Source organism: Jiella sonneratiae, assembly GCF_017353515.1.
Lineage (GTDB): Bacteria > Pseudomonadota > Alphaproteobacteria > Rhizobiales > Rhizobiaceae > Jiella > Jiella sonneratiae.
This window is the reverse complement of sequence record NZ_JAFMPY010000023.1, coordinates 40623-53299: the sequence shown is the minus strand read 5'-3', so window position 1 is coordinate 53299 and position 12677 is coordinate 40623. Positions and strand designations below refer to the sequence as shown.

Genomic DNA, 12677 nt, shown 5'->3' with positions numbered 1-12677 from the left:
GCGCAAAAATTCCGGCGCGCCCTCACGCCACGCGGTCGGAACGCGCGGCACCGGAATTGCCCGGCTTATGAAGGTCCGCGTCGCCGCTCCGCCGATTGCACTTCTTGAACCATTCGGCGAGGAAATCGACGAACACGCGGACCCGCGCCGGCAGGTGGCGCCGATGCGGAAAAACGGCGTAGATGCCGGCCTCGCTCGACATGTATTCGTCGAGCACCGTCACCAGGCGCCCGGCCTCGAGGTCCTCGCGGACGACGAAGGAGGGGCTCAGTGCGAAGCCGAGACCGGCGAGCGCCGCGGCACGCACGGTCACCGGGCTGTTCGCGGTGAACTGGCCGGAGACGTTCACCGAGATCTGCTCGCCCGATTCGGGGTCCTTGAACATCCAGACCGAGAACATCCGGGAATTCGAATCGATCACCGCCGGAAAGTCGACGATCTCGCTCGGATGCGCCGGCCGGCCGACGCGTGCCAGAAGCTCCGGGCTCGCGACGATGGCGAAGTCGAGGGAGGCGAGCCGGCGCGCGATCATCGCCGAATCGTTCAGCCGGGTCATGCGGATGGCGACGTCGAAGCCCTCTTCGACCAGATTGACGAAATTGTCGTCGAGATGGATGTCGATGCTGATGTCGGGAAAGGCCTTGGCGAAATCGACCAGGCTGTGGCCGAGCTGGGCGTCGCCGAAGGTGCGCGCGGCCGAGACGCGGATCCGCCCCTTCGCCTCGCCCGTCGCCTCGCGCGCCTCCTCGTTGAGGCTTTCGAGATCGGCGAGAATCGCACCGGCCCGGCGCACATAGACCTCGCCTGCCGCCGTCAGCGCGATCTGCCGCGTCGTCCGGTTGATGAGAAGCACGCCGAGCTCGTCCTCGAGCTCGCGCACGTATTTCGACAGGAGCGCCTTCGAGCGCCCGGTCTTCCGCGCCGCGGCCGAAAACCCCTCGTTCTCGATCACGGCGATGAAGGCCCGCATTCGCGTCAGCGTATCCATGGCTTCGGGCTTGCTCCAAGCTTGCCGGAGTGACCGGAAATCCGCACCCACGCCCCCTTCCTTCATCGCCGGGGGCGAAAAATCAACCGCAGGTCCTGCAGCCCCTTGCGCATGACAAATCTTCGGCATAGATCACGCCCTGCCCCATGTCGCACGTGCCTGTGGGCGTCCCCCGGTCCTCAGATGCGAGGGTAGCCGGGACGGTACCTGGACGTAACACACCCAGTCGATTTCGCGAGCCGCGCGATATCGAGGACGCCTTGAAGCAACGACGGTCCGGGCCTTTCTGGTCTCTCCCGGTCTCCACAGCCGGGAATACTGAAGAGGCACACCATCCTTGCCTGAAGTGCGGCGGGTTCAAGCCCTCCAAACTATGGCAGACGAAGCGGGAACGCTCGCACCTCGTCGTGCGGGTTTCCGATGAAGTCGCGTCGCGAAACCGGTCCGACCGAATGGCGTTGTCGCCGTTCGGGAGTGCGGTTGCGCACGCTCCCTGTCGACCCCTTTTGGTCCCTCGGAGGCTCCCATGGTCACCCAGCGCATCACCGACTTCCTCGCCACCCGACGTCCCGACGGCCCCTGCCTCGTCGTCGATCTCGACGTCGTCGAGGAGAACTTCCGCGCCTTCCGCCGCGCTTTGCCGGATTCGGCGATCTTCTACGCCGTCAAGGCCAATCCGGCGCCGGAGATCCTGAAGCTGCTCGCCTCGCTCGGCTCGAACTTCGACTGCGCCTCGGTCGCCGAGATCGAGATGGCGCTCGATGCCGGCGTGACGCCGGCCCGCATCTCCTACGGCAACACCATCAAGAAGGAGCGCGACGTCGCGCGGGCGCATCAGCTCGGCGTGTCGCTGTTCGCGGTCGACTGCGTCGAGGAGGTCGAGAAGATCGCCCGCTCGGCGCCCGGCGCCCGGGTGTTCTGCCGCGTCCTCACCAACGGCGAAGGCGCCGAGTGGCCGCTGTCGCGCAAGTTCGGCTGCGTCCCGGCGATGGCCGTCGACGTCCTCACCGAGGCGGCGCGTCTCGGCCTCCGGGCGACCGGCGTCTCCTTCCATGTCGGCTCGCAGCAGACCGACACCAATGCCTGGGACGCGGCGATCGCCGACGCCAAGGCCGTCTTCGACGCGCTCGCCGAAAAGGGCATCGTGCTCACCCTCGTCAACATGGGCGGCGGCTTCCCGACCCGCTACCTGAAGGACGTTCCGGCGGCAGCGGCCTACGGCCAGGCGATCTTCCAGAGCCTGACCAGGCACTTCGGCAACCGGCTGCCCGAGACGATCATCGAGCCGGGCCGCGGCATGGTCGGCGACGCGGGCGTCATCAAGACCGAGGTCGTGCTCGTCTCGAGGAAGTCGCAGACCGACGAGAACCGCTGGGTCTATCTCGACATCGGCAAGTTCGGCGGTCTCGCCGAGACGATGGACGAGGCGATCCGCTATCCGATCGTCACGCCGCGCGACGGCGACGCGATGGAGCCCTGCGTGCTCGCCGGCCCGACCTGCGATTCGGCCGACGTCATGTACGAGAAGACGCCCTACCCGCTGCCGGTCTCGCTGACCGTCGGCGACGAGCTTCTGATCGAGGGGACGGGCGCCTACACGACGACCTACGCCTCGGTCGCCTTCAACGGCTTCGAGCCGCTGCGGTCCTACGTGATCTGAGGCCGCCCGTGACCCTGGTCCATCACAGTCGACGACGAGAGGGGCGACGAACGCCCCTCTGACCCGGCGCAAGCAGGCTCCCGGCACGACGATGCGGGAAGCAAGGCGCCGGGCGAGCCGCCCGCGCGCCGGACCCTCGGCACGCATTCCTTCAGCCTCCTTCTCCGCTTTCCGGGAGGTTCTCGTGACCGCATTCGTCTCCGCATCCGCCTTTGCCGACGCCGTCCCCTTCGCCGCGATCGTCGAGGAAACCGCCGCCCATGTCCCGGCGCGCGAAGCCCTCCTCGACGCCGCCATGGGCCCGGGCCGCACCCGCAAGTCCTCCGAGCAGATCCGCACCGGTCGCCTGCCGGCCGAGGGCCTCGCCTTTTCGGCGGTCCGCCCCGACGGCTCGCTCGTCGGCACGGTTCGCCTGTGGAACATCACCGCCGGCCGCCAGGACGGCGCAAACGTCCCCGCCCTCCTCCTCGGCCCCCTCGCCGTCGCCCCGGATGCCCAGGGCACCGGCCTCGGCAGCCTCCTGATGCGCCATGCCGTGGCCGAGGCCGCGCGCCTCGGCCACGGTGCGATCATCCTCGTCGGCGACCCGGAATATTACGGCCGCTTCGGCTTCTCGGCGGCACAGACCGGCTGGCTCGCCATGCCCGGCCCGTTCGAGCCGCGGCGTCTCCTCGCGCTGGAACTGGTCGAGGGCGCGCTGGGCGGCGCGGCGGGCGTCATCGCGCCGACGGGGCGGTTCGTGCTGGAGGAGGCGGTAGTTTTGGCGGCGTGATACGGGCACGCCCCGGGCCGGTCCTCGGGATACCGGGGACCAGCGTGAGGCGGCTGAAACGGAATTGTGAATTCTGTTTCAGATCCGAGCACAAATGTTCTTGGTGATCGCACCCGATCGGCTCACTCTCGAAGGCCTGTCGCCTTTGAAGGCTACCTCACCGGACATAGAACTATAACGTATCGGGGGCAGCATCTCGCCCTTCGGCATGATCGTTGAGTGCAGGATCACCGATCTTGTATATCCCCGCCGAGCGACGTCCGAACTCTGTGATTTCCAGAGTTCCGAACGGGCCGGCTTGTCGGGCAAAGCCTTTTTCAACAAGAGCGAGAGCCGCTTGCCGGTTTTCCGGCTGCTGTGGCCCGTGGCGAAAAAGTCGATCAAGCAAAACAGCTTCTTCAGCCGTAAGCATCTTGGGTGAAAGCATCATGCGTTTACCTCCAACTTAGCCAGTTGGTAGGGGCAACCAAAAATGTGCGCTACCACATATTTAACAATTCCCGGAAATCGGACCTAATCACTCCACGCCGGTAGGCTCTGGCTTTTGATACGTGATGGGTGAACTATTCATTCATTGGGAGCGCTTCCCGATCCAGCCAGCTTCGAGCGTCAGAGAGGCGGAATAGATGTAGGCGCCTGCCTCATCCCGAACCTTCACAGTCGTTTTATGGGTGTCCCCATCCGGAATGCGCATCCCGATCATGCCAGGCAACGCTTCGATCGCGGCCTTGCGGACTTGTGCATCGCTCTCGCAAATATGACCATCTTCGTCTCGGATGAACTCGTTGGCATCTTCAACGTCGAAAAAATAGCGCGGCATGACGGCTTTCCTTTGCATGAGCACGGTGTTCCGCTGTGCCTACATCGGCGGGGCGAGCCTGCGCATTAACATCAGTATCAGCGTCCCTTGTCGGACACGGATCTCTGTCCGTTGCCATTCTCGCTGCGGCGTTCGAGATGCAGATAATCTGGGCTAAATTCAGCGAACGCTTTCAAGGCATCATAATTTAATATCTTCACATGCTTTCCACGCATGACCATTATATTTCTTGTTCGCAAATCCATCAGCATTCGGTTCGCATGAACGATCGATATTCCCAATGCATCAGCAAGCTCCTGCTGTGTTATTGGCAGAGTGAAGCTATGGTCTTCTGTCTGGCCCACTGTTTTCAGGCGAAGATAGAGTTCGCAGAATAAATGGGCGATCCGCTTGTCTGCCATTCTCTGGCCAATGCCCGCGATCCATTCGCGCAAGATGGCTTCATCGACGAGCGTCGCCCACCACAGCGCGCGGGTGATACGCGGATAGTTTTCCGTCAGATCGTTGATTGTCGTCCGTGGAATTTCGATCATCTTGCAGGGCGAGAGCGTGGCGATCCCGTGATCCATCTCGCCTAGAATCGCAACGTGGAGGTCGCAGAAGTCACCAGGCAGCAGGAATGCGACGATCTGGCGGTCACCATTCGGCATGATCTTGTAGCGGCAGGCAATGCCGTCCATCACGAGGTGGACATTCTCCGGCCGATCACCAGTGCGGATGATATCCTGCTTCGGCGCCACTGAATGAGGCTCGACGATCACGTCATTCAAAGCGCGATTGTCGGACTCGGTGAAATCGGACGCTATCGACAGCTTGCGGATTAATGGATTGAACATGGCCCTTCCTCTCGTTCAAATTCCCTTGAACGCGTGTGGCTGCCTACGCACTAACCCACGATAATAAGGAGGCGTCTACATTCGTCTTTTGCGACTGACAGCCTCTCTTTGTCGGCGACCGTGGTCGAATAATAAGGACCTACTGCGTCGGTTTTGGCTGCAAGGAGGAGAGCGGCAAGATCCTCGCATTTGAAACAGAATCATAGTATTCTGTTTCAAATTTCCCGCGCCTTTCGATCACGCCACGTCTGCCCCTCGTCGCTCGGGCAGAAGCCGGAAACGCGCTGACCATGCCCGCCCATACTTCCGGCAGTCTCGGCGCCTGATTACCCCCCTCTGTCCTGCCGGACATCTCCCCCGCAAGGGGGGAGATTGGAAGCTTTGGCGACCGTTTCCTCCACGCAGACGTTCGCGCCGGGGTCTGCGTCGAATGGCCCGCGAAGGCATCCGCGCAGGGTCGATCTCCCCCCTCGTGGGGGAGATGTCCGGCAGGACAGAGGGGGGCGCAAAGGGCGCGGCATCGGCGGACCTGGACGGACACGGCAGCCGAGCCCGGCCGAGCGGCCGTTGCCAAGCCAACCGGCTTCCGTTCCACCGCCCGTTCGCCCTTTCAGCCCGCCTCCCTTCCCAGCCGCGCCACCGCGGCCGCGTCGACGTCGCCGAGGTCCAGCCATGCCGCCATGCGCCGCAGTTCCGCCAGCAACGCCTCGACGGCATGCGGCGGGGCGGCCGGCTCGAGGCTCGCCTGCTGCACGACGAGCGTCCCGGATCCCCGGTCGGCCTTGAGGTCGACCCGCGCCACCAGGGCGCCGTCGAGGAGGAAGGGCAGGACGTAATAGCCGTGCTCGCGCTTGTGGCGCGGCGTATAGATCTCCAGCCGGTAGCGAAAGCCGAACAGCCGCTCGGTGCGCGGCCGGTGCCAGACCAGGGGATCGAAGGGCGAGACGAGCGCCGCGCCGGCGAGCCTGCGGCCGGCCTTGGCGCCGGCGTGGAGATAGGCCTCCTGCTTCCAGCCCCGCACCTTGACCGGCGTCAGCGTCCCGTCCTCGACGAGCTGGCGGAGCGGTTCCGCCATGTCGGGGGCAGGCAGGCGGTAATAGTCGCGCAGATCCCCTGCCGTCGCGATGCCGAGAGCCTTCGCCGCCCGCCCGATCAGCGCCCGCTGGGCGTCGACGGCGGCGGGCGTCGGCAGGTCGAGTACCCTGCGCGGCAGCACGCGCTCAGGCAGGTCGTAGACCCGTTCGAAGCTGCCGCGCCGATGCGTCGCGGCGACGAGCCCCGACCAGAACAGCCATTCCAGCGCCTGCTTTGCCTCGCTCCAGGCCCACATGCCTTTTTCCGCCACGGCCTCGGCAATGTCGGAGGCCGCCAGCGGGCCTTCCCGCGCGATCCGCTCGAGCAGCGCGTCGGCCTCGCCCCGCAGCGTCGTCGCATAGGGCTGGAGCCGCCCCCAGATTCCGTCGCCGGCCCGCGCCCGCTCCATCCGCCAGCGAAACAGCGGCTGGCTGTCGATGGGAAGAAGCGAGGCCTCGTGGCCCCAATATTCGAAGAAGCGCCGCGGCCGCTCCACCATGATCCGGTCGAGGGCGGTCCGGTCGTAGCTGCCGAGCCGCGAGAACAGCGGAAGGTAGTGGGCCCGGGCGAGGACGTTGACGCTGTCGATCTGCAGGAGGCCGAGTTCGCCGATCGTCCGGCGCAGCCGCTGCGGCGTCGCCGCGCGGTCGCGCTCCGACGCGTTGAAGCCCTGGGCGGTCAGCGCGATGCGGCGCGCTTCGTTCGGTGAGATTTCAGCCGTCACGTCCCCTCCTGCCATGCCCGGACGCTGCCGATGTCTGCCCTTGTGGTGAGACGCAGGCCGGCAGTCGGGGCCCCCGGGCCGCGCCTTTCCGCGCCGCACCCCCCTCTGGGTTGCCACCCATCTCCCCCACAAGGGCGAAGATCGAGGCGGCGGCGATAGCGCGAGCCTCAGATGCCGGCGAAGAGCGGGCTTTCGACGCCTGCCCGCTTCAGGCCGTGCGCCACCAGCCGGTCGATGACCTCGGGATAGGAGACGCCGCTCGCCGCCATGACCTTTGAATACATGCTGATGTCGGTGAAGCCGGGGATGGTGTTGAGCTCGTTGACCAGCATCCGCCCGTCCGACGTCACGAAGAAGTCGACCCGCGCCATCCCGTCGCAGCCGAGCGCCCGGAAGGCGCGTTCGGCGAGGTCCTGCAGCGCCTCTTCGATCGCCCCGTCGAGTTCGGCCGGCACGATCAGGGCCGCGCCGTCGGCATCGACATATTTGGCGTCGTAGCTGTAGAAGCCGTGACTTTTTGCCGGCACGATCTCGCCGGGGCGGGAGACGAAGAGGCTGCCGTCCGGCGCTTCGAGGACGGCGAGCTCGATCTCGCGACCGGCGACGAATTCCTCTGCCAGTGCCACCCGGTCGTGCCGGAAGGCTTCGTCGAGGGCCGCGTCGAACTCGGCTTTCGTTCTCACCTTCGCGACCCCGACCGACGAGCCCTGGCGCGCCGGCTTGACGAAGATCGGCAGGCCGATCGCAGCCTCGACCGCGGCGAAGGCCGGCCGGGCCTCTGCACGGATCGTCACCGCGCGGGCGACGGGGATGCCGGCGGCGGCAAGCAGGCGCTTGGCGACGTCCTTGTCGAGCGCCGTCGCCGAACCGAGAATGCCGCAGCCGGCGAGCGGCACCATCGCCACCTCGCAGAGCCCCTGCACCGCGCCGTCCTCGCCGGGAAGCCCGTGGAGAACGGGAAAGACGACGTCGATCGCCGGCAGAGGGCCGGCCGTCCCGCCTTCAGAGATCGACAGGGCCTGCCCCCTTCCGCCGGGGACGAGACAGAGCTCGGTGCCGGTGTCGGGCGTCTCCAGCCGCTTTGCCTGCCAGCGCGAGAGCAGCCATCGCCCGCTTTTCGTCACGAAGACCGGGACCGGATCGTAGCGGCTGGCGTCGAGCGCCGCCATCACGTTGGCGGCCGAGCGCACCGAAACCTCGTGTTCGGCCGAACGGCCGCCGAATAGCACCGCGATGCGCAGCCGATCGTGATCCGTGGACATGGCGACCTCCAGCCGTTGGATGCGCCGCCCGAAGCAGCGCCGCGTCGGCAGGTTAGCCAGTCGCCGCGACAAACGCGACCGTGACCGCGCCTAATTCGCCGATTCGTCCTCGATGGCGTCCGCGGTCGCCCTGCCCCGCCCCTCGCGGATCAGCGACGGCGCGACGACCTCCGGCCGCGGCTCGGGCTCGGCGAGATGCGGATGGCTGCGATAGACGAGATAGGCGGCGATCGCGACGGCGCCGAGGGCGGGAACGACGATCTGCGTCGCCAGGATCGGCTCGCCGATCAGGGCGCAGATCGCGCCGCCGAGAAGCCCGGAGCCCATCTGGATGAAGCCCATCATCGCCGCCGCGGCGCCGGCCATGTGCGGGAACGGGGCGAGCGAGGCCGTCGTCATCGCCGGCATCACCAGCGCGATGCCGAAGGCGTAGAAGGCGACCGGCCCCATGATCGACAGATAGCCGATCGGCAGGACGGCGATCGACACCGCCATCCCCACGGCCCCGATGCCGACGAGAACGAGGCCGATCGGCACCAGCCGGTATGCCCCGAGCCGCCCCATCAGGAAGCGCGCCGCGATCGAGGCGGCGAGGAAGCTGCCGGACTGCGCCAGCATGCCGATGCCGTATTGCGTCGGGGTGAGGCCGGCGACGTCGATCAGCACGAAGGGCAGGACGGTGGCGAGGGTATAGAGCGCGCCGACCGAGCCCGCGACGGTGATGCTCGTCGCCAGGAAGTGCCGGTTGCGGAGGAGCTGGCCATAGGCCGAGGCGATCGCGGCCGGGCGGATGCGGGCGGGATCCGGCACGATCGTCTCGCGCATGAAGAGCAGCGTCACCGCGATCACCGCAAGGCCGAAGCCCGCCATCAGCAGGAACAGCGAATACCAGCCGGCGGCGTCGAGCATCAGGCCGCCGATGGTCGGCGACACCGCCGGCCCGATCGCCAGGATGATGCCGATGGTATTCATTATCCGGGACGACACCTCGCCGGTGAACTGGTCGCGGACGATGGCCCGGGCTGTGGCGACGCCGACCGAGGCGCCGATCCCCTGCAGCAGGCGGGCGGCGATCAGGAATTCGATCGTCGGCGCGAACACCGCGATCATCGATCCGAGAAGGTAGATCGCCATGAAGGCGATGGTCGCGACGCGGCGGCCGAAGGCGTCGGAGATCGGGCCGCAGACGAGCTGCGTCAGGGCGAAGCCGGCGAAGTAGAGTGCCAGCGACAGCTTCACCATCGCGTCGGACGTGGCGAATTCGGCCACCAGCGTCGGCATCGCCGGCGTGTAGAGGGCGAGCGACATCGGGCCGATGGCAACGAGGCAACCGCCGATCAGGCTCGTGCGGCCCTCCGACATGCGGGAGGCGGGCGATGTGTGGGAGATCAAAGGAAACCGTGCGGCGGATGACGTTGCTCAGGATTCCTTACAGACTTCCCGCGCCTGCGAAAAGCGCCGCACGCCAGACGCCGGGCGGAGGGAGAGCCTGCGGACCGGTCGCGCCGTCAGGCGGTGCGATAGAGCGGCGCCACCTGCTTGCCCTCCTGGTGGGGGGAAAGCACCGGATCGTCGCCGACCGGCAACGGATCGCTGGTCAGGTTCTGCCGGATGCGGGTGAGCAGCTGGTTGACGAGTTCGCGCTCGTCTTCGGTGAAGCCGCTCACCAGGCGATCGTACATCGCCATCGCCACGGGCCGGATCTCCTCGAAGACGTTGGCGGCCGCATCGGTCGTCGTCACCACCTTGGCGCGGCGGTCGTTCTTGTCGACCATCCGGGCGATCAGCCCGCGACCTTCGAGCCGGTCGAGATAGGCCGACATCGTCATCGGCTCGACGCCCATGCGCTCGGCGAGAACCGCCTGGCGGGATCCCTCGTACCGCCAGACGTAGATCAGCGCCCGGATTTCTCCCGGCGTCAGCGACAGACCGGCTTCGACCACCGCCCGCTCGAATTCCTGCCGAAACAGGCGCGCCACGTCGACAAGTAGAAAGCCAAGTGAATTATTCGAGATCTGCTTTGGCATCTGTCGACCTTCATTCATCTTCTTCATGCCAAAATAACGCTGTGCCTGTCGAATTTTCGGTAGGTTGTGGGCCGGCGCCGCACATCCGATTCGTTAGCCTGACATAATTTCCGAGAACAACAATGGGGGCAATGCGTCAGTGTGACACAGCCGCGCGCACGATAAACTTGATAATATTTAACAGATTAAAATCGCAACTGATGCCTGCGACGCCTCGACATGGCCGCACTCGATTGCGAAACAAAAAAGGGCGGCCGTCGCCCGCCAAGGCAAACGGCCACCCAGTGGAACTTGTCGTCGAAAAGCGGCCGGTCAGGCTGTCCGGCCCGAGCCTTGCGCCTTCTTCTCCAGCCGGCGCCGGTGCAGGATCGGCTCGGTGTAGCCCGACGGTTGCACGCGCCCCTCGAAGACGAGGTCGCAAGCCGCCTTGAAGGCGATCGACTCGTCGAAATGGCCGGCCATCGGCTCGTAATTCGGGTCGCCGGCATTCTGCTGGTCGACCTTTTCCGCCATTTCCTGCATCGCCTGCATCACCTCGTCCCGCGAGACGACGCCGTGGTGCAGCCAGTTGGCGAGGTGCTGGGAGGAGATGCGGCAGGTGGCGCGATCCTCCATCAGGCCGACGTCGTTGATGTCCGGCACCGTCGAGCAGCCGATGCCCTGGTCGATCCAGCGCACGACGTAGCCGAGGATGCCTTGCGCGTTGTTGCGGATCTCGGCCTTGATCTGCTCCTCCGGCCAGTTGGCGCGGTTGGCGAGCGGGATCGTCAGGACGTCGGCGAGCAGCGCCCGCCGCCCCTTGGCGGCGATCGCCTCCTGCCAGGCGAGGACGTCGACGCGGTGATAGTGCGTCGCATGCAGCGTTGCGGCCGTCGGGCTGGGCACCCAGGCGCAATTCGCCCCGGCCTGGGGATGGCCGACCTTCTGGGCCAGCATGTCGTGCATCTTGGCGGGCGCGGCCCACATGCCCTTGCCGATCTGCGCCCTGCCGCGGAAGCCGCAGGCGAGGCCGACGTCGACGTTCCAGTCCTCGTAGGCGCCGATCCAGGTGCGGTCCTTCATCACCGTCTTGCGGACCATCGGCCCGGCTTCCATCGAGGTGTGGATCTCGTCGCCGGTGCGGTCGAGGAAGCCGGTGTTGATGAAGAACACCCGGTGCCTGGCCGCCCGGATGCACTCCTTGAGGTTCACCGTGGTGCGGCGCTCCTCGTCCATGATGCCCATCTTGATGGTGTGGCGGTCGAGACCGAGGGCATCCTCGACCCGGCCGAAGATCTCGGACGCGAAGGCGACCTCCTCGGCCCCGTGCATCTTCGGCTTGACGACGTAGATCGAACGGGCACGCGAATTGCGGATGCCGCCGGTCTTCTTGAGATCGTGGATCGCGATCATCGCCGTGATCATCGCATCCATGATCCCCTCCGGCGCCTCCGAACCGTCGGAAAGCCGGATCGCCGGATTGACCATCAGGTGGCCGACATTGCGCACGAGGAGGAGGGAACGGCCCGGCAGGGTGAAGGGCGTCGCGTTCGGCGACAGATACTCCCGGTCCGGATTGAGCCGGCGGGTCACCGTCTCGCCGTTCTTCTTGAAGCTCTCCGACAGATCGCCGCGCATCAGGCGGAGCCAGTTCCGGTAGACCGCTGTCTTGTCCTCGGCATCGACGGCGGCGATCGAATCCTCGCAGTCGCAGATCGCCGTCACCGCCGATTCCATCAGGACGTCGGCGACCTTGGAGCGGTCGTTCTTGCCGATCCGATGGGTCTCGTCGACGACGATCTCGACGTGCAGCCCGTTGTGCTTGAGGAGGATGGCGCGCGGCGCGGACGGGTCGCCGCGATAGCCCGCGAAGGCGAGCGGATTCTTCAGACGGGCCTTCCGGCCGCCGCCATAGGTCGCGAGCAGCGTCTCCCCGTCGACCGAATAGGCTTCGACGTCGATGTGCGAGATGCGGTCGAGCGGCGCGACGCCGTCGAGGAAGCCCTTCGCCCAGGTGACCACCCGCGCGCCCCGCGCCCGGTCGTAGCCGGAGCCTTCCGGCGCGTCGCCCATGGCGTCGGTGCCGTAGAGCGCGTCGTAGAGCGAACCCCAGCGGGCATTCGCCGCGTTCAGCGTGTAGCGGGCGTTCATCAGCGGGACGACGAGCTGCGGGCCCGGGACGAGCGCGATCTCGGGATCGACGTTCTCGGTCTCGATCCGGAAGTCCGGTCCCTCCGGCAAGAGGTAGCCGATCTCCCGCAGGAAGGCCTGGTAGGCCTTCTGGTCGATCTGCTTGCCGCGGCGCTCGCGATGCCATTCGTCGATCGCCGTCTGCAGCCTCTCGCGCTCGGCGAGCAGCGCCCGGTTCTTCGGGGCGAGCGAATTCAGGATGTCCGAAAAGCCCGACCAGAACGCCTCCGTCTCGATGCCCGTCCCGGGCAACGCCTCCTCGTCGATGAAGCGCTTCAGGTTCTCCGCGACCTTCAGCCCGCCAATTTCGATCATCTCCGGCATCAAATTCCTCCAACGGTGCTT

The 12677-nt window shown here is 66.2% G+C and carries 11 protein-coding genes; 2 read left to right on the top strand and 9 right to left on the bottom strand.

Annotated elements, in window-relative coordinates; translation table 11 throughout:
- Positions 1 to 22: 22 nt before the first annotated feature.
- Positions 23 to 988, bottom strand: a complete 966-nt coding sequence (locus J1C47_RS18405; RefSeq protein ID WP_207352253.1) for a LysR family transcriptional regulator — start codon at positions 986 to 988, stop codon at positions 23 to 25.
- A 526-nt stretch (positions 989 to 1514) separates the two neighbouring features.
- Between J1C47_RS18405 and odc2 the strand changes: the two genes are divergently transcribed.
- Together odc2 and J1C47_RS18395 are read left to right on the top strand one after the other, a co-directional pair.
- Positions 1515 to 2648: an ornithine/lysine decarboxylase gene (gene odc2, locus J1C47_RS18400; protein ID WP_207352252.1), complete on the top strand. Its 1134-nt coding sequence runs from the start codon at positions 1515 to 1517 to the stop codon at positions 2646 to 2648.
- A gap of 184 nt (positions 2649 to 2832) precedes the next feature.
- Positions 2833 to 3420, top strand: a complete 588-nt coding sequence (locus tag J1C47_RS18395; RefSeq protein ID WP_425354577.1) for a GNAT family N-acetyltransferase — start codon at positions 2833 to 2835, stop codon at positions 3418 to 3420.
- A 172-nt stretch (positions 3421 to 3592) separates the two neighbouring features.
- On the opposite strand, the gene J1C47_RS18390 is transcribed toward J1C47_RS18395, so the two are convergent.
- The 8 genes from J1C47_RS18390 to J1C47_RS18355 form a co-directional block, all read right to left on the bottom strand.
- A complete protein-coding gene (locus J1C47_RS18390; RefSeq protein ID WP_207352250.1) occupies positions 3593 to 3850 on the bottom strand; it encodes a hypothetical protein in 258 nt (85 codons plus the stop codon).
- 141 nt (positions 3851 to 3991) lie between these two features.
- Positions 3992 to 4240 carry a DUF6894 family protein gene (locus tag J1C47_RS18385; RefSeq protein ID WP_207352249.1) on the bottom strand — a complete coding sequence of 83 codons (249 nt, stop codon included), beginning with the start codon at positions 4238 to 4240 and terminating at the stop codon, positions 3992 to 3994.
- Between the two features lie 77 nt (positions 4241 to 4317).
- Positions 4318 to 5076: a Crp/Fnr family transcriptional regulator gene (locus tag J1C47_RS18380; RefSeq protein WP_207352248.1), complete on the bottom strand. Its 759-nt coding sequence runs from the start codon at positions 5074 to 5076 to the stop codon at positions 4318 to 4320.
- Between the two features lie 610 nt (positions 5077 to 5686).
- Positions 5687 to 6889 carry a winged helix-turn-helix domain-containing protein gene (locus J1C47_RS18375; protein WP_207352247.1) on the bottom strand — a complete coding sequence of 401 codons (1203 nt, stop codon included), beginning with the start codon at positions 6887 to 6889 and terminating at the stop codon, positions 5687 to 5689.
- A gap of 152 nt (positions 6890 to 7041) precedes the next feature.
- Positions 7042 to 8136: a D-alanine--D-alanine ligase family protein gene (locus tag J1C47_RS18370; protein ID WP_207352246.1), complete on the bottom strand. Its 1095-nt coding sequence runs from the start codon at positions 8134 to 8136 to the stop codon at positions 7042 to 7044.
- A 90-nt stretch (positions 8137 to 8226) separates the two neighbouring features.
- A complete protein-coding gene (locus J1C47_RS18365; protein WP_207352245.1) occupies positions 8227 to 9498 on the bottom strand; it encodes a multidrug effflux MFS transporter in 1272 nt (423 codons plus the stop codon).
- Between the two features lie 146 nt (positions 9499 to 9644).
- Positions 9645 to 10163 carry a MarR family winged helix-turn-helix transcriptional regulator gene (locus J1C47_RS18360; RefSeq protein ID WP_207352244.1) on the bottom strand — a complete coding sequence of 173 codons (519 nt, stop codon included), beginning with the start codon at positions 10161 to 10163 and terminating at the stop codon, positions 9645 to 9647.
- 312 nt (positions 10164 to 10475) lie between these two features.
- Positions 10476 to 12656 (bottom strand): malate synthase G, encoded by a 2181-nt coding sequence (locus J1C47_RS18355; RefSeq protein ID WP_207352243.1) that lies wholly within the window; start codon positions 12654 to 12656, stop codon positions 10476 to 10478.
- Positions 12657 to 12677: the final 21 nt, after the last annotated feature.